The sequence below is a fragment of the Pseudomonas trutticola BRTCR10 genome (assembly GCF_056155105.1).
In genome coordinates, this window is sequence record NZ_CM149552.1 from 6,204,711 (window position 1) to 6,222,803 (window position 18,093).

Annotated in this window: 17 protein-coding genes; 4 read left to right on the plus strand and 13 right to left on the minus strand. The window is 60.7% G+C overall.

Annotation, left to right across the window (positions count from 1 at the left end; genetic code table 11):
* Positions 1–4 precede the first annotated feature (4 nt).
* The gene (locus ACVVH8_RS28230; RefSeq protein WP_475227468.1) at positions 5–2,314 is read right to left on the minus strand and encodes a heavy metal translocating P-type ATPase; all 2,310 of its coding nucleotides are present in this window, start codon (positions 2,312–2,314) and stop codon (positions 5–7) included.
* Positions 2,315–2,398: 84 nt separating this feature from the next.
* Between ACVVH8_RS28230 and cadR the strand changes: the two genes are divergently transcribed.
* A complete protein-coding gene (gene cadR, locus ACVVH8_RS28235; RefSeq protein ID WP_096795788.1) occupies positions 2,399–2,848 on the plus strand; it encodes a Cd(II)/Pb(II)-responsive transcriptional regulator in 450 nt (149 codons plus the stop codon).
* Positions 2,849–2,970: 122 nt separating this feature from the next.
* Here cadR and ACVVH8_RS28240 read toward each other — a convergent pair whose 3' ends face one another.
* From ACVVH8_RS28240 to ACVVH8_RS28250, 3 genes are all read right to left on the minus strand, one after another.
* Complete coding sequence (locus ACVVH8_RS28240) at positions 2,971–3,942, minus strand: thymidylate synthase (RefSeq protein WP_475227470.1); 972 nt, start codon at positions 3,940–3,942, stop codon at positions 2,971–2,973.
* A 50-nt stretch (positions 3,943–3,992) separates the two neighbouring features.
* A complete protein-coding gene (gene lgt, locus ACVVH8_RS28245) occupies positions 3,993–4,808 on the minus strand; it encodes a prolipoprotein diacylglyceryl transferase (protein ID WP_103304351.1) in 816 nt (271 codons plus the stop codon).
* A 79-nt stretch (positions 4,809–4,887) separates the two neighbouring features.
* Positions 4,888–5,670 (minus strand): sulfite exporter TauE/SafE family protein, encoded by a 783-nt coding sequence (locus ACVVH8_RS28250; protein ID WP_103304352.1) that lies wholly within the window; start codon positions 5,668–5,670, stop codon positions 4,888–4,890.
* 131 nt (positions 5,671–5,801) lie between these two features.
* Between ACVVH8_RS28250 and ACVVH8_RS28255 the strand changes: the two genes are divergently transcribed.
* Positions 5,802–6,548: an NRDE family protein gene (locus ACVVH8_RS28255; protein ID WP_475227473.1), complete on the plus strand. Its 747-nt coding sequence runs from the start codon at positions 5,802–5,804 to the stop codon at positions 6,546–6,548.
* Positions 6,549–6,673: 125 nt separating this feature from the next.
* Here ACVVH8_RS28255 and ptsP read toward each other — a convergent pair whose 3' ends face one another.
* Both ptsP and ACVVH8_RS28265 read right to left on the minus strand, forming a co-directional pair.
* Positions 6,674–8,953, minus strand: a complete 2,280-nt coding sequence (gene ptsP / locus ACVVH8_RS28260; protein ID WP_213026875.1) for a phosphoenolpyruvate--protein phosphotransferase — start codon at positions 8,951–8,953, stop codon at positions 6,674–6,676.
* 22 nt (positions 8,954–8,975) lie between these two features.
* Entirely contained in the window at positions 8,976–9,455 is a 480-nt protein-coding gene (locus ACVVH8_RS28265; RefSeq protein ID WP_003229203.1) for an RNA pyrophosphohydrolase, read from the minus strand.
* Positions 9,456–9,598: 143 nt separating this feature from the next.
* Between ACVVH8_RS28265 and ACVVH8_RS28270 the strand changes: the two genes are divergently transcribed.
* Positions 9,599–10,255, plus strand: coding sequence for a histidinol-phosphatase (locus ACVVH8_RS28270; protein ID WP_475227476.1), 657 nt, complete (start codon positions 9,599–9,601; stop codon positions 10,253–10,255).
* A 45-nt stretch (positions 10,256–10,300) separates the two neighbouring features.
* On the opposite strand, the gene ACVVH8_RS28275 is transcribed toward ACVVH8_RS28270, so the two are convergent.
* The 4 genes from ACVVH8_RS28275 to ilvA are packed head-to-tail and all read right to left on the minus strand — an operon-like array spanning position 10,301 to position 14,004.
* Entirely contained in the window at positions 10,301–10,768 is a 468-nt protein-coding gene (locus tag ACVVH8_RS28275) for a DUF2269 family protein (protein WP_213026877.1), read from the minus strand.
* Positions 10,765–12,021, minus strand: a complete 1,257-nt coding sequence (locus ACVVH8_RS28280) for an SDR family oxidoreductase (protein ID WP_475227479.1) — start codon at positions 12,019–12,021, stop codon at positions 10,765–10,767. Before ACVVH8_RS28280 ends, ACVVH8_RS28275 begins: the two co-directional genes overlap by 4 nt.
* 15 nt (positions 12,022–12,036) lie before the next feature.
* Positions 12,037–12,450, minus strand: a complete 414-nt coding sequence (locus ACVVH8_RS28285) for a DUF2269 family protein (protein WP_475227482.1) — start codon at positions 12,448–12,450, stop codon at positions 12,037–12,039.
* Positions 12,451–12,489: 39 nt separating this feature from the next.
* The gene (ilvA, locus tag ACVVH8_RS28290) at positions 12,490–14,004 is read right to left on the minus strand and encodes a threonine ammonia-lyase, biosynthetic (protein ID WP_475227485.1); all 1,515 of its coding nucleotides are present in this window, start codon (positions 14,002–14,004) and stop codon (positions 12,490–12,492) included.
* A 312-nt stretch (positions 14,005–14,316) separates the two neighbouring features.
* Here ilvA and rpiA point away from each other — a divergent pair, with 312 nt between their 5' ends.
* Complete coding sequence (rpiA, locus tag ACVVH8_RS28295) at positions 14,317–14,991, plus strand: ribose-5-phosphate isomerase RpiA (protein ID WP_007913886.1); 675 nt, start codon at positions 14,317–14,319, stop codon at positions 14,989–14,991.
* 180 nt (positions 14,992–15,171) lie between these two features.
* Here the strand turns inward: rpiA and ACVVH8_RS28300 are convergent, their stop codons facing one another.
* The 3 genes from ACVVH8_RS28300 to ACVVH8_RS28310 form a co-directional block, all read right to left on the minus strand.
* Entirely contained in the window at positions 15,172–16,089 is a 918-nt protein-coding gene (locus tag ACVVH8_RS28300; RefSeq protein WP_475227487.1) for an SdiA-regulated domain-containing protein, read from the minus strand.
* A gap of 117 nt (positions 16,090–16,206) precedes the next feature.
* Complete coding sequence (locus tag ACVVH8_RS28305; protein WP_475227489.1) at positions 16,207–17,130, minus strand: SdiA-regulated domain-containing protein; 924 nt, start codon at positions 17,128–17,130, stop codon at positions 16,207–16,209.
* 297 nt (positions 17,131–17,427) lie between these two features.
* Positions 17,428–18,093: a fumarylacetoacetate hydrolase family protein gene (locus tag ACVVH8_RS28310; protein WP_315445101.1), complete on the minus strand. Its 666-nt coding sequence runs from the start codon at positions 18,091–18,093 to the stop codon at positions 17,428–17,430.

An 18,093-nucleotide genomic window follows, 5' to 3' on the forward strand; every position in this document is an offset into this window, starting at 1 on the left:
TCGTTTACTTGCGCAGCAGGCGCAAGCCGTTGAACACCACCAACAGGCTCACGCCCATGTCGGCGAACACAGCCATCCACATGGTGGCGAGTCCGGCGAAGGTTACCCCAAGAAAGATAGCTTTGATCACCAGTGCCAATGCGATGTTCTGTTTCAGGATGCTTGCGGTGTTGCGCGACAGGCTGATGAACGCCGGGATCTTGCGCAGATCGTCGTCCATCAGGGCAACATCGGCGGTTTCGATCGCAGTGTCGGTGCCCGCTGCGGCCATGGCAAAACCGATTTCGGCACGGGCCAGTGCCGGGGCGTCGTTGATGCCGTCGCCGACCATGCCGACGCGATGACCTTTACCGTAAAGCTCTTCGATGGCTTGCAGTTTGTCAGTTGGCAACAAGTCGCCCTTGGCCTGATCGATGCCGACCTGAACGGCAATCGCCTGCGCGGTGTGTACGTTATCGCCGGTGAGCATCAAGGTTTTCACGCCCAGTGCGTGCAACTGGCGGATCGCTTCGCGGCTGGTTTCCTTGACCGTGTCGGCCACGGCAAACAGCGCCAACGGGCCGGAGCTGTCGAGCAGCAGCACCACCGACTTGCCCTGCTTCTCCAGCGCGAACAGCTTTTCTTCCAGTTGCGGCGAGCACAGACCCAGCTCTTCCACCAGACGGTGGTTGCCCAAGTGGTAGGTCTGACCGCCAATTTCACCTTTGACACCACGCCCGGCCAGCGCTTCGAAGTTATCCACACTCAGCGCCGCGAAGTTTTTATCCACAGCCGCATTGGCGATGGCCAGCGACACCGGGTGATCGGAGCGCCCGGCCAACGCACCAGCAATTGCCGGGGCCGTGGCGTCGGCGGTTGGATCAAGGGATAGGTAATCGGTCTGCACCGGTTTGCCGTGGGTGATCGTCCCGGTTTTATCCAGCGCCAGATAGTCGAGCTTGAAACCGCCCTCCAGGTACACACCGCCCTTGACCAGAATGCCTTTGCGCGCCGCCGCCGCGAGGCCGCTGACGATGGTCACTGGGGTGGAAATCACCAGCGCACACGGGCAAGCCACCACCAGCAGCACCAGCGCGCGGTAGATCCAGTCGAACCACACCGCGCCCATGAACAACGGCGGAATGATCGCCACGGCCAGCGCCAGGACGAACACCACCGGGGTGTAGATTTTCGAGAATTGATCGACGAAACGTTGAGTCGGTGCACGCGCACCTTGGGCTTGCTCGACGGCGTGGATGATTCGCGCCAGCGTCGAGTTATTCGCCGCCGCAGTCACCGTATATTCCAGCGAACCCGCCTGGTTGATGGTGCCGGCGAAGACTTTGTCGCCAACGGTTTTCTCCACCGGCAGGCTTTCACCGGTAATCGGCGCCTGGTCGATGGTCGAGCTGCCGCTGACCACTTCGCCATCCAGCGCGATGCGTTCACCGGGTTTTACCCGCACACGGGCACCCAGTTCGACGATTTTCACCTCCTGCTCAAGCCAAACGCCGTCAGCCTGCTGCACGGTCGCCTGCTCGGGCGTCATCTGCATCAGGCCACCGATTGCATTGCGCGCACGGTCCAGCGAGCGCGCTTCGATCAACTCGGCCACGGTGAACAGGAACATTACCATCGCCGCTTCCGGCCACTGACCGATGAGGATGGCACCGGTCACCGCGATGCTCATCAGCGCATTGATGTTGAGATTAAGGTTCTTCAGGGCGATCCAGCCCTTTTTATAGGTGGTCAGGCCACCGCTGAGGATCGACACCAGCGCAATGATCGCCACCACCCAGGTCGGCGCGGCGTTGGTGAAGTGGATGACTTCGGCAGCCAGTGCACCGACACCGGACAGTGCCAGTGGCCACCAGTGTTTTTTCACTGCCGCAGGTGCCGGCGCTTCGACGCCCGCTTCCAACGGCTCGGCGTGCATGCCGAGGGACTTGATCGCCTCGGTGATGGGCTCGGTGCCCGGCAGCGTGTGAGTCACGCCGAGCACACGGTTGATCAGGTTGAATTCCAACTGCTCAACGCCGGCCAGTTTGCCGAGTTTGTTCTGGATCAGCGTCTGCTCGGTCGGACAGTCCATCGCCTCGATGCGGAAACTGCTCAACCGCGCATCGGCGCTGGTCTTTTCGCTCAGTTGCACCCGCGCAGGCGCGGCGGCTTCCGACGAGCAGCAGGAGTCCTCGTGCGCATGAACCGGTGCCGGTGCTGCGACTTTCGACCCGCAGCAAGCATCGCCGCCATGGGAATGCTTATGCACAGGCTGCAATTTATGACTGTGATCGTGCCCGTCGCCGGGCTTGTGGGTGTGCTGGGAATCGCTCATTGGTCGCGTCCATGAAGGTGCCTGTTGCCAAGTAAAGACCCTGTAGCCACTATAGGGTCAAGCACCCTTTTGGAGATTGCCGTCATGAAGATCGGAGAACTGGCCAAACTCACCGACTGCGCCGTGGAAACCATCCGCTATTACGAGCGCGAAAACCTGCTGCCGGAACCGGCCCGCAGCGACGGCAACTACCGCGTTTACACCCAGGCCCACGCCGAACGCCTGACCTTCATCCGCAACTGCCGCACCCTCGACATGACGCTCGAAGAGATCCGCAGCCTGCTGGCGATGCGGGATAGCCCGCAGGATCAGTGTGAGAGCGTTAATACCCTGATCGACGAGCATATCCAGCATGTGAAAGCGCGGATTGATGGGTTGCTGGCGTTGCAGACACAACTGCTCGACCTGCGCCAACGCTGTGGCGAGGGGCCGGGGGCGGATCAGTGCGGGATTTTGCAGCGGCTGGAAGTGAGTGGCGGGGTTGTGGCGACGGAAATCGAACACTCCCACGTGGGCCGCAGCCACGGCCATTAAGAACACCGAGTATCCCTGTGGGAGCTGGCTTGCCAGCGATAGCGGTTTTACAGACACATCAATGTTGAATGTGCCGCCGTCATCGCTGGCAAGCCAGCTCCCACAGGTTTATTGGCAAGCCTTCAGACCGCCATCGGCGCAGTCATCGGCGCGTGATGCTCGTAACCTTCCAGCGAGAAGTCGCTCGGCTCAACCAGCTCCAGCCATTCCGGTTGATACACACCGGTCTTGGCAAACTCCGGCACGCGGTCGGAGATCTTCAGCTTCGGCATGGCGAACGGCTCGCGCTTGAGCTGTTCGTTGAGCATGTCGAGGTGGTTCTCGTAGACGTGTGCATCACCGATGAAATAGGTGAACCAGCGCGGCGTGTAGCCGGTCAGGCGACCGATCAGGCTCAGCAGCGCGGCGCCTTCGGTGAGGTTGAACGGCGTGCCCAGGCCCAGGTCGTTGGAACGGATGTAGAGGGTCAGAGAAATCTCTTTGGTCTCGACATTCGGGTGGAACTGATACAGCAGGTGGCACGGCGGCAGGGCCATTTCATCCAGCTGAGCGACGTTCCAGCCGTGGAACAGGATGCGACGGCTGCCCGGATCGTTGATGATCGTGTCGACGCACTGGCGCACCTGATCGATGGCTTTGTACAGCACCACGTAGGCCTGGCCGCCTTCTTCGCCTTGGGCGATCTGCTTGTAGCCGTTGTTCAAGGTTTGTTCGATGGCGGCGGTGTTGCTCAGCGGGATCTGCTTGTACGCCGGCCATTTGCGCCATTGCACGCCGTAGATCTCGCCGAGGTCGTCGTCGCCCTGACGGAACGGGTTGGCCAGCCATTGTGCGTTTTCGTTGGCGTTCTGGTCCCAGACCTTGCAGCCCAGTGCACGGAATTCAGCGGCATTGTTGACGCCACGCAGAAAGCCGCACATCTCGCCGATGGCCGATTTGAAGGCCATCTTGCGGGTGGTGATCGCCGGGAAACCTTCCTGCAGATCGAAACGCAGCATCGCCCCCGGGAAACTGATGGTGTTGATGCCGGTGCGGTTGGCCTGTTTGGTGCCGTTCTGAATGACGTGCGAGACCAGTTCGAGATATTGCTTCATGAGTTACCTGTGTCCTTGGAGCCCCGGCGTCGCGCGCCGGGGTTCGTAGTTTAAGCCGTCGGTGCGAGCGGTGCTGCCGGCGCGCGACGATAGGCCAGCCAGATCAGGAACAGCCCGCCGATGATCATCGGCACGCACAGAACCTGCCCCATGGTCAGCCAGTTCCAGGCCAGATAGCCCAGTTGCGCATCCGGGACGCGGACGAACTCGACGATGAAACGGAAGATGCCGTAAAAAAGCGCGAACATGCCGGAAACGGCCATGGTCGGGCGCGGTTTGCGCGAGAAAATCCACAGGATCAGGAACAGCGCCACGCCTTCGAGGGCGAACTGATACAGCTGCGAGGGGTGACGCGGCAGTTGCGCCGGATCGCTGAACGGCGGGAAGACCATGGCCCACGGCACGTCGGTGGCCTTGCCCCACAACTCGGCGTTGATGAAGTTGCCGATACGCCCGGCACCCAGACCGATCGGCACCATAGGCGCGACGAAGTCCATCAACTGGAAGAACGACTTGCCGTTACGCTTGCCGAACCACAGGGCCGCGAGCATCACCCCGATAAAGCCGCCGTGGAACGACATGCCGCCCTTCCACACTTCGAAAATCAGCGTCGGGTTGGCCAGGTAAGCGCTCAGGTCGTAGAAAAGCACATAGCCCAGACGCCCGCCGACAATCACGCCCATCGACAGCCAGAAGATCAGATCGGAGAGCTTCTCCTTGGACCAGGTCGGGTCGAAGCGGTTGAGCCGGCGCGACGCCAGCAGCCACGCACCGCCGATGCCGATCAGGTACATCAGACCGTACCAGTGGATTTTCAGCGGACCGATGGCCAGGGCCACCGGGTCGATCTGCGGGTAAGGCAGCATTGCGACTCCTCGTTAGAGTTGAAACCAAAATTCCCGGGCGACGCTGCCACCTCAGGATTAAGTCAGGATTGCGGCGCGGTTAAAGCAGAAAGCTCAAACCCACGCTGAACAGCAAAGCGGCGAACAGCCGTTTCAGCAAGCGCGGCGACAATCGATGTGCCAAACGCGCGCCGATGCGGGCGAAGACCATGCTGGTCAGGGCGATGCCCAACAACGCCGGCAAATAAACAAAACCGAGACTATGGGCTGGCAGCAACGGATCATGCCAGCCCAGAATCATGAAACTTAATGCACTGACCAGAGCGATCGGCAGGCCACAGGCTGATGAAGTCGCCACGGCTTGCTGCATCGGCACACTGCGCCAGGTCAAAAACGGAACGGTGAGCGAACCGCCACCGACGCCAAATATCGCCGAGGCCCAACCAATCACACTGCCGGCCACGGTCAGACCGAGTTTGCCCGGCACGGTTCGGCTGGCCTTGGGTTTGATATCCAGCGCCAGTTGCACGGAAATCACCAGGGCGAACACACCGATGATTTTTTGCAGGTTTGGCCCCGAGATCGCTTCAGCGGTCAGCGCACCGAAACCGGCACCGAGCAAAATGCCCACCGCCATCCACATGAAGATCGGCCAGCGCACCGCACCACGCCGATGATGTTCACGCACAGCGTTGACCGAGGTGAAAATGATCGTTGCCAGCGACGTACCCACCGCCAGATGCGTCAGGATCGATTGGTCAAAGCCTTGCAGGGTGAAACTGAACACCAGCACCGGGACAATGATGATCCCGCCCCCCACTCCGAACAGCCCGGCCAGTACGCCCGCACAGGCGCCCAGCGCCAGATAGAGCAGAAACTCCATGACCGTCTCCCAAGGCGCATCGCCAAAACCGGAGCGGCATGGTAACGGATGCATGGCCTCCTGCTCCACTTGCGATGGATGCACGGACGCTGGATGCGTAGAGTGAGCAAAAAACACACAAGGACCACCTTATGTGCCTGATTGTTTTCGCCTGGCGCCCGGGCCATGCCCAGCCGCTGATCGTCGCGGCCAACCGTGACGAATTCTATGCCCGGCCAAGCCTGCCGCTGGCGCAATGGCCGGAGGCGCCGCAGGTGCATGCCGGGCGTGATCTGGAGGCTGGTGGGACCTGGCTCGGCATCGGCGCCAATGGCCGCTTTGCCGCACTGACCAATATTCGCGATCCGCATCAGCCGCCGGCCCGCAAGTCACGGGGCGAGTTGGTGGCGCGGTTTCTGACGGGTGATGCGTCGATTGATGATTATTTGAACGATGTGGTCGGACGTGCGCCGGAATATGCCGGGTTCAATCTGCTGCTCGGCAACAGCCATGAACTGTGGCTCTTCAATGCGCGGATGTCCGAGCCGGTGATGCTTGAGCCCGGTGTTTACGGACTGTCGAATGCCGGGCTGGATACGCCGTGGCCGAAGTTGCTCAAGGCCAAGGCAGCGTTGAGCGCGGTGCTGGATGATCCGCAGCCTGGGCGGTTGCTGGAGCTGCTGGGCGATGCGCAGACCGCGCCGTTTGCCGAGTTGCCGGATACCGGGGTGGGTCTGGCGACGGAGTCATTGTTGTCGAGTGTGTTTATCGCCAGCCAGAGTTACGGGACGCGGGCGAGTACGGCGCTGGTGGTGCAGGCGGACGGGACGCGGCGGATGGTGGAGCGGAGTTTCGGGCCGTATGGCGGGCATTTGGGTGAGGTAGAGGTTTTGGTTTAGCGTTGCAGGGTAGGCCGCCATCGCTGGCAAGCCAGCTCCCACAGGTTTCTCGGGTGTTCACACGCTCGGTGAACGGTGAAGATCCTTGTGGGAGCTGGCTTGCCAGCGATGGGGCCAGCAGCCTTTTAGAGAGCTTTGTTGACCGCCGGCGGATTGATCTTCGACAACCCAAGATTCTTCAGCGCCAGTTGCAACGAGCTGTGGATAACTTGCGGGTTATCGATTGTCATCAGCTCAGCCAGCAACTCCTTGGCCTTGCTCAGATTGACCTGACGCAACATCCATTTCACCTTCGGCAAGTTGGTGGCGTTCATCGACAGGCTGTCGAAGCCCATCGCCATCAACAGCACCGCCGCCGCCGGATCGCCGGCCATCTCGCCGCAGATACTCACCGGTTTGCCTTCGGCATGGGCATCACGCACCACGGTTTGCAGGGCTTGCAGCACCGCCGGGTGCAGGTAGTCATAGAGGTCGGCCACACGCGGGTTGTTACGGTCGACTGCCAGCAAATACTGGGTCAAGTCGTTGGAACCGACGGACAGGAAGTCGACCATCCGCGCCAGTTCCTTGGTCTGGTACACGGCCGCCGGAATCTCGATCATCACGCCAATCGGCGGCATCGGCACGTCGGTGCCTTCGTCGCGCACTTCACCCCAGGCCCGGTGAATCAGGTGCAAGGCTTCTTCGAGTTCATGAGTGCCGGAGATCATCGGCAGCAGAATCCGCAGGTTGTTCAGGCCTTCGCTGGCCTTGAGCATCGCGCGGGTCTGCACCAGGAAGATTTCCGGGTGGTCGAGGGTGACGCGAATGCCGCGCCAGCCGAGGAACGGGTTGTCTTCCTTGATCGGGAAGTACGACAGCGACTTGTCACCACCGATGTCGAGGCTGCGCATGGTTACCGGTTGCGGGTGGAACGCGGCGAGCTGTTCACGATAGATCGCCAGTTGTTCCTTCTCGCTCGGGAAGCGCTGGTTGATCATGAACGGCACTTCGGTGCGGTACAGGCCGACACCTTCGGCGCCACGCTTCTGCGCCCGCGCCACATCGGCCAGCAGGCCGGTGTTGACCCACAGCGGCATGCGGTGGCCATCGAGGGTCACGCACGGCAGGTCGCGCAGGGTGTCGAGGCCCAGCGCCAGTTGCTTCTCTTCTTCAACGACTTCGGCGAACTGCTTGCGCAGCACTTCGCTCGGGTTGGTGTAGACCTCGCCGCGCGTACCGTCGACGATCATTTCGATGCCGTCGACCTTGGCGTACGGCAGGTCAACCAGACCCATCACCGTCGGAATGCCCATGGCCCGGGCGAGGATCGCGACGTGGGAGTTACCCGAACCAAGTACCGACACCAGACCGACCAGCGTGCCTTCCGGCACCTCGCCGAGCATTGCCGGCGTCAGTTCTTCGCTGACCAGAATGGTTTTTTCCGGGTAGACCAGGTTCTGCTGACGCTCTTCCTGCAAGTAAGCGAGCAGGCGGCGGCCGAGATCCTTGACGTCCGAGGCGCGCTCACGCAGGTAGGCGTCGTCCATCAATTCGAAACGGTTGACGTGTTCGGTGACCACCTGACGCAGCGCGCCCTGCGCCCACTGGCCAGTCTTGATCACAGTAGTGATTTCGCTGCCCAGCGAGGCATCGTCGAGCATCATCAGGTAGACGTCGAACAGCGCGCGCTCTTCCGGGCGCAACTGGGTCGCAAGCTTGGCGGACAAGGCACGCATGTCGGCGCGCACGCCTTCGATGGCGGTCTTGAACAGCGCCAGCTCAGCGTCGATGTCGGTGATGGTCTTGTCCGGCACCACGTCCAGATCAGCGGGCGGCAGCATGACAACTGCAGTACCGACCGCCGCACCCGGCGAACCCGGCACGCCGACGAACTTGGCTTCCTGGATACCCTTGCCCTGACGGCCCAGGCCACGGATCGAACCGGTAGCCTCGGCATGGGCGATAACGCCGGCAAGCTGCGCGCTCATGGTCACGAGGAAGGCTTCTTCACCTTCATCGAACTGGCGACGTTCTTTTTGCTGGATGACCAACACGCCGACGACACGGCGGTGGTGAATGATCGGGGCACCGAGGAACGAGGCGTAGCGCTCTTCGCCAGTTTCAGCGAAGTAGCGATAGCGCGGGTGATCCGCGGCGTTTTCGAGGTTCAGGGGTTCTTCACGCGTGCCGACCAGACCGACCAGACCTTCGTTGGGTGCCATGCTGACCTTGCCGATCGAGCGCTTGTTCAAGCCCTCGGTGGCCATCAGGACGAAGCGATTGGTCTCGGGATCAAGCAGGTAGACCGAGCAGACCTGGCTGCCCATGGCCTCTTTGACGCGCAACACAATAATCCCCAACGCCGCCTTGAGATCCTTGGCGGAGTTAACTTCCTGGACGATCTTGCGCAGCGTATTGAGCATGGCTCGGGGTCGAACTCCGTCGTCAGTCGCGCGCTAAAAGGCGCGGGGCAAGCTCTTTGAGGGCGCGGCGATACACCTCGCGCTTGAATGTCACCACCTGGCCCAACGGATACCAATAGCTGACCCAGCGCCAGCCATCGAACTCCGGTTTACCGGTCAAATCCATCCGCACCCGCTGCTCGTTGGAGATCAGGCGCAGGAGAAACCATTTCTGTTTCTGGCCGATGCACAGCGGTTGGCTGTGGGTACGCACCAGACGTTGCGGCAAACGATAGCGCAACCAGCCCCGAGTACAGGCGAGTATTTCAACATCTTCACGTTCCAGGCCAACTTCTTCGTTCAGCTCGCGGTACAAGGCGTCCTCCGGCGTCTCCTCGGGGTTGATTCCCCCCTGTGGAAACTGCCAGGCATCTTGATTGATACGGCGAGCCCATAGCACCTGGCCGGCGTCATTCGTCAGAATGATCCCGACATTGGGACGGAAACCATCGGGGTCGATCACGGCAACAACCTCGCAAACGCATGTCGCCGCATTGTTCCACAAAGCTTGATAAGGCGGCAACGAAGGTTCCTACCTTATGTGCACTCTTGTGAAAAGACCGTATTCTTGTCGCCTTTTTACTGACTTTTCAGCGGGTAACTGCAATGCGCCTGGCTCTATTCGATTTGGACAACACCCTTCTGGGCGGCGACAGCGATCACGCTTGGGGCGACTATCTGTGTGAGCGCGGCTTCCTCGACCCGGTGGCGTACAAGCAGCGCAACGACGAGTTCTATCAGGATTACCTGGCCGGCAAACTGGATAACGCAGCCTACCTGAACTTCTGCCTGGAGATCCTCGGCCGAACCGAAATGGCCGTGCTTGAGCAGTGGCATAACGATTACATGCGTGACTGCATCGAGCCGATCGTGCTGCCCAAGGCACTGGAGCTGCTGAAAAAGCACCGCGATGCCGGCGACAAACTGGTGATCATCACGGCGACCAACCGCTTCGTCACCGCGCCGATTGCCGTTCGTTTGGGCGTCGAAACCCTGATCGCCACCGAGTGCGAAATGGTTGATGGCCGCTACAGCGGGCGCAGCACTGACATCCCGTGCTTCCGTGAGGGCAAGGTGACGCGCCTGAATCGCTGGCTGGAGGAGACCGGCTATTCGCTCGACGACAGCTATTTCTATAGCGATTCGATGAATGATTTGCCGCTGCTGGAGCAAGTGACGAACCCGGTGGCTGTCGACCCGGACCCGAATCTGCGCGCCGAAGCCGAGAAACGTGGCTGGCCGGTAATCAGCCTGCGCGACTGATATCCGCTTGCCCACAGCGCTTTGCACATCGCTGTGGGCATCGCTTCACGCGGGTTTTGCCACCATCAGGTAGAAAATCGCCATAAACGCCAGAAATGCCGGCCACCCCAAGGCAAACCACCAGCGCATGTAGGTCGAGGCCTTTACAGGCATCGGCGTCCCTTGCAGCAGCGCCTGATCGGCCATCCTGTGCACGCGAATCTGCAACCAGACCACCGGCAACCAGCAAATTCCGGCCAGGACATACAGGCCAATGCTCCACATCAGCCAGGTCTGCTGCAGTGGCCAACCGGCCATGTGCATCAAGCCCAGGCCACTCAACGGCTGAAACACTGCTGTCGTGGTGGTGAACGCCCAATCGGCAAACACCAGATGTTTGAAGGTCACGGCGATCACTTCGACCTTGCCGGAACGCCATGCCCTGAGCGCGTAATAAGCCGAGCCGGCACCCAGCCCGAAGAGAATCGTCGACGACAGAATATGCAGGGTTTTCAGCAGCAGATAAGCGCTCATCGGCGAGGTTCAGTCCAGAGAAGCCATAAAGTAGCCACCATCAGCACCAGATTTTTGCCGACGGCCGCGTAAGGATCAAACCAGTAGTGGGGCAACACCAGGGTTATGTAGACGGTGTAGGCGAGCATCAGCCCCAATTGCAGGCGAAACGCTTGCCGGCGCCAACGACTGAACAGCATGGCGACGCCCAATACACCATCGAAGATGGCTCCACCGATCACCGCGACCTGCGCCCAGGCGCCGTGCACGCCGGTTTCGGCCATGATCCGCAGGCTCCATTGGTAGCCGGGGCCCAGACACACCGCAGCAGTGCCCAGCCAGATCAGCGCCATTGCCACCAGCATCAACGGGCGCAATGCGCGTTGGGTACTTTGGGCAACGATCGGCCAATCTTGCAGGCGAGTGTGTAGCGGAGCGGCTCGATAGCCGCAAATCGACGTCAGCACGTCGGGATCAGCGAGATTGTCGCGCTGCGCCAGCTTTACGCTTTGCCGATTCAATGCACGCCAGCCGAAACGCTCTCCCAGCCAACTGCCGGTGCGCAGCAATAGTTGCGGAACCTGCACATAACGTCCCGGCATCCAACCTTGCGCCCGGCGCAAACAATCGATGACCTGAGCCAGCGTCATCGGCTCAGGCCCGACACACGGCAACACCAGCGACCGCGCGGGCCATTGCCGCAAAAGGGCCAGCACCGCACCCACCACGTCATCGATATGGACGGGTTGTGATCGAGCCTTGAGATCCAACAGGGGAATCAATGGCCATGGCGAAAGCCCCGCGAGCCAGAGACTGCTTGTCCCGCCAGCGCCGAGCACCAGCGAAGGGCGCAGCACCACCGCGACGGTGTCCAGCTTCAGCAGGTAGTCGTCAGCCTGGCCTTTGCTCGCCAAAAACGGCACATCGGATTGTGCCGCCGCACCCAGCGCTGAAATCTGCAGAACTCGAACGCTCTGGCGTGCGGCCAGATCGAACAATGCCTGGGCACCGCGAGCCTGAATCAGGTGCAACGCCTGCTCATCCACGCTCAACAGGCCGGCGGCATTGATCAGCAAGTCGATATCGTCAGGCAAAGCAAAATGCGTGGGATCAACCGCCAACACAGCGAGGTCGAGCTGACGCCATTCAACACCTGGCCATACCGACACTTGCGGCTCGCGGCTGGTGGCGATGACGCAATGGCCCGCAGCGCACAGCGCACCCAGGAGGTGGCGGCCGACAAACCCGGTGCCGCCCACCAGCAGAATTTTCATCACAGTCCTTGTCGCTTAAACCGGTTTTGCGCCCATCAATCCGGTAATCGCGAGAAACCCGACGGCGCTGACAATGGCCAGAATCAGGGTGAATTTCCAGTTACCGGCCTGACCGACCCGCACGCGGTTGAGGCGCGCCAGCAACCACAAGGTGCCGAGCGTCGCCACGGTGTAGATCACGCCAGAAAACAGAATCCAGGTCTGGCCCAGCGGCCAGCCCACCAGGTGCACCAGCCACCAGCCGCTGAAGGGCATGCTGAACATGCACAGCAGCATCAGGCACCAGACGAAAATCCACGGGCGACGCAACGTGCTGGCCGCCCCTTCGCTGCGCTTGCGCCAAGTCAGGTACGCGAGGCCGACACCACAGACCAGCAACACGGCTGTCGCGGCGACATGCAGGACTTTCAGAGTGGTCAGGGTTTCCATACTTTGTCTTCCTTGGGACGTGCCCTTCAGCGTAGCCGTTTAGCCAAGAAACAACTGATAGGCCGGATTCTCACTCTCATCCCAATACGGGTAGCCGATTTCTTCCAGCGCCGCCGGTACCAGATGACGCTCGTCATGCGGCACTTGCAGACCAGCGACCACCCGGCCATCCGCCGCTCCATGGTTGCGGTAATGGAACATCGAGATATTCCAGCGCCCGCCAAGCTTGTTGAGGAAGTTGAACAGCGCGCCCGGACGCTCCGGGAACTCGAAGCGAAACACCACCTCATCGACCACCTGCGCCGCGCGTCCGCCGACCATGTGGCGGATGTGCAACTTGGCCAGTTCATTGTCGGTCAGGTCGAGGACCGGGAAACCCTGCTCGGTCAGGCTCGCCAGCAGTGCGCTGCGCGGATCGTTTTCCGGGTGGGTCTGCACGCCGACGAAGATGTGCGCTTCGCTGCCGGTGTTGTAGCGGTAGTTGAATTCGGTGATCTGGCGCTTGCCGATGGCCTCGCAGAAGGCCTTGAAGCTGCCGGCCTTCTCGGGGATGGTCACGGCGATGATCGCTTCGCGGCCTTCACCCAGCTCGGCGCGCTCGGCAACGTGGCGCAAGCGGTCGAAGTTGACGTTGGCCCCGGAGTCGATGGCGACGAAGGTCTGGCCACTGACACCGCGCTGTTCGACGTATTTCTTGATCCCGGCCACGCCCAAAGCGCCGGCAGGTTCGGTGATCGAGCGGGTGTCGTCGTAGATATCCTTGATTGCCGCGCAGATCTCGTCGGTGTTGACGGTGATCACCTCATCGACGTAGTCCTTGCAGATGTCGAAGGTGTGCTGACCGACCTGCGCCACGGCGACGCCGTCGGCGAAGATGCCCACGGTCGGCAGTACCACGCGCTCGCCCGCCGCCATGGCCGCTTGCAGGCAGTTGGAGTCGTCCGGCTCGACGCCGATGACCTTGATGTCCGGCCGCAGGTATTTCACGTACGCAGCGATGCCGGCGATCAGCCCGCCGCCACCGACCGGGACGAAAATCGCATCCAGTGGCTGCGGGTGCTGACGCAGAATTTCCATCGCCACGGTGCCCTGCCCGGCAATGGTGTGCGGATCGTCGTACGGGTGAATGTAGACGTAGCCTTTTTCGTCGACCAGTTTCAGCGAGTAGGCCAGGGCTTCCGGGAACGAGTCGCCGTGCAGCACCACTTTGCCGCCGCGCGAACGCACGCCTTCGACTTTGATCTCGGGGGTGGTCTTGGGCATGACGATGGTGGCTTTTACGCCCAGCACTTTCGCCGCCAGGGCCAGACCCTGCGCATGGTTGCCCGCCGACGCGGTGACCACGCCACGGGCGCGCTCTTCTTCAGTCAGTTGGGTCAACTTGTTGTAGGCGCCGCGAATCTTGAACGAGAACACCGGCTGCAAGTCTTCGCGCTTGAGCCAGATGTCATTGCCCAGCCGCTCGGAGAGCTGGCGAGCGTTCTGCAGCGGGGTTTCTACGGCAACGTCATAAACGCGCGAGGTGAGGATCTTTTTGACGTACTGTTCGAGCATCGGAAAGCATCACTGAGCGGGTTGGGCAGGGCCAAGGAGTCTAACCCGGCTTTTGCCCGGGCGACCACACTAAACAGGTGGTTTTAGCCAGCGAGAACCCATTGTGGCGAGGGGATTTATCCCCGATGGAGTGCGAAGCACTCCCCCAGCAGTCATCAAGTGATACCGCACCCTCAGGTTTCACGACGACTGCGTCGCCGGTCGGGGCGGTGCGACGTTTCGTTAAATCCCCTCACCACAGGAGGTTTTCGCCGGGCATGGGGATATAATGCCGGCCTTTCCGTTCTCCCCTCGCCCGCTTCCGGAGCCCGCATGACCCAGGATCAACTCAAACAGGCAGTGGCTCAGGCCGCCGTCGACTTCATCCTTCCGAAACTCGACGACAAGAGCATCGTCGGGGTCGGCACCGGCTCCACTGCCAACTGCTTCATCGACGCCCTGGCGCAACACAAGGGTGCGTTCGACGGCGCAGTCGCCAGCTCCGAAGCCACCGCCGCGCGCCTGAAGGGCCACGGGATTCCAGTGTATGAGCTGAACACCGTCAGTGACCTGGAGTTCTACGTCGACGGCGCCGACGAAAGCGACGCTCACCTGAATCTGATCAAGGGCGGTGGCGCGGCCCTGACCCGCGAGAAGATCGTGGCGGCCGTGGCCAAGACCTTCATCTGCATCGCCGACGCCAGCAAACTGGTGCCGGTGCTGGGCGAATTCCCGCTGCCGGTCGAAGTGATCCCGATGGCCCGCAGCCACGTCGCGCGCCAACTGGTGAAACTGGGCGGCGACCCGGTCTACCGCGAAGGCGTGCTGACCGACAACGGCAACATCATCCTCGACGTGTTCAATCTGCAGATCACCAACCCGGTCGAGCTGGAAGCGCAGATCAATGCAATTGTCGGCGTGGTCACCAACGGTCTGTTCGCGGCGCGTCCGGCGGATCTGCTGTTGCTGGGCACCAGCGAAGGCGTGAAAACCCTCAAGGCTGAGTAAGCCGGACTGCCCGAAATTGATGGGCAGATGAAATTCCCCGGTAGGAGTGAGCCTTTGTGGTGAGGGGATTTATCCCCGATGGACTGCGCAGCAGACCCCTTTTCTGGGGCCGCTTCGCGACCCATCGGGGATAAATCCCCTCACCACAGGGCCAGCTCCCACAGTGTTTTGGGGTGTTGGTCAGGGCTGTGCCGGTTTTTTGAAGACGTAAAACAGGTTCGGCTCACTCACCAGATACAACGTCCCGTCATCATCCATCGCAATGCCTTCGGCTTGCGGTACGGTCTTCTTCAAACCCTGCCGACCGCCACTGATGGACATCGTGCTCAACGGACGTCCATCGACATCCAGCTCCAGAATCAATCTCGATTCATCCGACAGCGCCAATAAATGGCCGCTGCGCTCGTCGTATTGCAGGCTCGACAGATCGCGCACGAACATCCCGGCGTCACGCTTGGGGTTGTTGATCACGTGCACCGCGTAGGATTTTTCCGGATTGAAGTGCGGGAAGCCGTGCACTTCGTAGATCAGCATCGGATTGCGCTCTTTCGCGACAAACAGGCGCTTGCCCACCGAGTCATACGCCAGACCTTCAAAACCTTTGTTGCTGGCCATATGCACGCCGAGGGTCATCTGCTCGGCGTCCGCCGCGTCGAGGAATGTGGTGCCTGCCTCCAAGTGAATCTTGATCAGCCGCTGCTGACGCTCATCAGTGATCACGTAGGTATCGGCGCTGATGTACTCGACGGCTTCGGGATCGCCGAAACCAATCAGGGCAATGCGCCGCAGGATCTTGCCTTCAAGCGACAGTTCGACCAGCTCGGAATTCTTGTTGGTCACGGTGAACAGGCTTTTGCGCACCGGATCGAAGGTCAGCGCCGAAACATCGTCGTCCAGCCCTTCAATCACCCGCGCCTCAATCTCCACGCGATACTGATCCAGCCCAATCGACTCGCTACTCTGCGGTTGCCATAGTGTGTGCAAGTTAAACCAGGCGCGCTCGAACAGGCGCATGTATTGACCGATCGCAATCAACGCGATCAGGGCAATCACCGACAGGAAGACAATCAGAGGTTTGGGGCGGGCAAGTCGACGCATGTGGATGGGCTCGGGATCAAAACAGGCGGATGAAATATCACGCCCGTCTGAACTGAAGCTTAATGGCCACTTGCCTGTCAGGACAATCAGACTTGTCTGAAATTGCCGCGAGGACAGTTATCGCTTTTTTTCGAAGCGATAGAACAGGTTGGGTTCGCTGACCATGTACAACGTCCCCGCCTCGTCCATGGTCACGCCTTCGGCGCGGGGGATGGTGTTCTTCAGGCCGTTGAAGCCGCCGAGCAGCGTCATGAAGCTGACCTGCTCGCCCTTCTCGTCCAGTTCCAGCAGCAGGTGCGAATCGGCGGACAGCACCAGTGTGTGGCCAGTGCGCGGGTCGATTGCCAGAGCAGAGAGATTGCGGATATCCAGCTCATCACTGGCCAGTTTCTGCTTGTCGCCGTTGAGAGTCTGGCTGCCATCGCTTTTCCAGGTGAACAGTGCCGGCGGGCGTTCTTCACCCAGCAGCAACTCGTGGTTGCGCGGGTCCCAGGTGATCGCTTCGAAGGCCTTGTTCTGGTCTTTCGACGGACCGAGGTCGTATTTGGGGAAATTGGCGATGTTCAGTTCACGGGTGTCGGCATCGACTTTGACGATCGAGAGCAGGTGCTGGCGCTCATCGACAATCGCCATCAAGCCGTTTTCCATGACGGTCAGGCCTTCAGGATTGCTCCAACCCACCAGCGGCATCTTGCGCAGCACATCGCCTTGCAGATTCAGCTCGGCGAGAAACGGATTTTTGCCCATCACCGAAAACAGGGTCTTGGTCTGCGGGTTATAGGACAGGTCGGAGGCCTCGTCTTTGTCCATGCCCGTCAGCGGCTTGGCATCGATGACCACCCGATAGTCCGGCAGCCAGATGCTTTCTTTCTGCTCGGCCTGGCTTTCGAAGCGCTCCAGCACCCACAACACCCCGCGGTCATCCCAATGCATGGCGAACGCCAGGCCGTATGCCGCGGCAATCACCAGCAGCAGCCAGGCATACCAGCGCAAGGCGAATCGTGAGCGGCGTGGCGATTTGAGCTGAGGTTGAGATGACATCGATGGACGCGTTCCGAAATTTCAGGCTATGGGTAATAGCATAAAGAAGCCGGCTAAGACGCCAGAATGAGAGGAATTATCCGTACAAGATGTGAAAAAAACGGCAAATGGCGGGATTGCCCTGCACCGTTGCGGGAAGGATCACAAATCTGGATATGAGACCGACTCTTGTGGCGAGGGGATTTATCCCCGATGGCTGCGAAGCGGCCCCAAAAGCTGAAACTGCTGCGCAGACCATCGGGGATAAATCCCCTCACCACAAAGGCTGGCTCCCACAAGAGATTTGCGGTGTGGCGGTTAGCGCACGCTGCTGGTGAAGCTGCTCGCACCGACCAGTTCCAGAACGATGTCATCGCCGACATTCAGCGGACCAACACCCACCGGCGTGCCAGTGAGGATCACGTCACCGGCCTGCAGCGAGAAGCAGCCGGCCATGTGCTGGATCATCGGCACGATCGGGTTGAGCATCGCGCTGCTGTTGCCGTCCTGACGGACTTCGCCGTTGATGGTCAGGCGGATGCCGATGTCGGTCAGGTCGGCGAAGGTGCTGCCGACCACGAACGGGGCAAGCACCGCCGCGCCGTCGAACGACTTGGCGATTTCCCACGGCAGGCCCTTGGCTTTCAATTCAGCCTGCTTGTCGCGCAAAGTCAGATCCAGCGCCGGGGCGAAACCGGAGATCGCATCGAGCACTTCTTCACGGCTCGGTTTGGTCGACAGCGGCTTGCCGATCAACACGGCGATTTCCGCTTCGTAGTGCACCGAGCCGCGCTCGGTCGGAATGCTGAAACCGCCTTCCAGCTCGACCACGCAACTGCCCGGCTTGATGAACAGCAACGGCTCGGTAGGCACCGGGTTGTCCAGTTCCTTGGCGTGTTCGGCGTAATTACGGCCAATGCACACAACTTTCCCGATCGGGAAGTGGATGCGCGTGCCGTCGACATACTGGTGCTGATAGCTCAT

Bases quoted from the DNA above. Each gene is read 5' to 3' on its own strand.
- ACVVH8_RS28230 (WP_475227468.1), bottom strand. From the start codon at position 2,314: ATGAGCGATTCCCAGCACACCCACAAGCCCGGCGACGGGCACGATCAC.
- cadR (WP_096795788.1), top strand. From the start codon at position 2,399: ATGAAGATCGGAGAACTGGCCAAACTCACCGACTGCGCCGTGGAAACC.
- ACVVH8_RS28240 (WP_475227470.1), bottom strand. From the start codon at position 3,942: ATGAAGCAATATCTCGAACTGGTCTCGCACGTCATTCAGAACGGCACC.
- lgt (WP_103304351.1), bottom strand. From the start codon at position 4,808: ATGCTGCCTTACCCGCAGATCGACCCGGTGGCCCTGGCCATCGGTCCG.
- ACVVH8_RS28250 (WP_103304352.1), bottom strand. From the start codon at position 5,670: ATGGAGTTTCTGCTCTATCTGGCGCTGGGCGCCTGTGCGGGCGTACTG.
- ACVVH8_RS28255 (WP_475227473.1), top strand. From the start codon at position 5,802: ATGTGCCTGATTGTTTTCGCCTGGCGCCCGGGCCATGCCCAGCCGCTG.
- ptsP (WP_213026875.1), bottom strand. From the start codon at position 8,953: ATGCTCAATACGCTGCGCAAGATCGTCCAGGAAGTTAACTCCGCCAAG.
- ACVVH8_RS28270 (WP_475227476.1), top strand. From the start codon at position 9,599: ATGCGCCTGGCTCTATTCGATTTGGACAACACCCTTCTGGGCGGCGAC.
- ACVVH8_RS28275 (WP_213026877.1), bottom strand. From the start codon at position 10,768: ATGAGCGCTTATCTGCTGCTGAAAACCCTGCATATTCTGTCGTCGACG.
- ACVVH8_RS28280 (WP_475227479.1), bottom strand. From the start codon at position 12,021: ATGAAAATTCTGCTGGTGGGCGGCACCGGGTTTGTCGGCCGCCACCTC.
- ACVVH8_RS28285 (WP_475227482.1), bottom strand. From the start codon at position 12,450: ATGGAAACCCTGACCACTCTGAAAGTCCTGCATGTCGCCGCGACAGCC.
- ilvA (WP_475227485.1), bottom strand. From the start codon at position 14,004: ATGCTCGAACAGTACGTCAAAAAGATCCTCACCTCGCGCGTTTATGAC.
- rpiA (WP_007913886.1), top strand. From the start codon at position 14,317: ATGACCCAGGATCAACTCAAACAGGCAGTGGCTCAGGCCGCCGTCGAC.
- ACVVH8_RS28300 (WP_475227487.1), bottom strand. From the start codon at position 16,089: ATGCGTCGACTTGCCCGCCCCAAACCTCTGATTGTCTTCCTGTCGGTG.
- ACVVH8_RS28305 (WP_475227489.1), bottom strand. From the start codon at position 17,130: ATGTCATCTCAACCTCAGCTCAAATCGCCACGCCGCTCACGATTCGCC.
- ACVVH8_RS28310 (WP_315445101.1), bottom strand. From the start codon at position 18,093: ATGAGCTATCAGCACCAGTATGTCGACGGCACGCGCATCCACTTCCCG.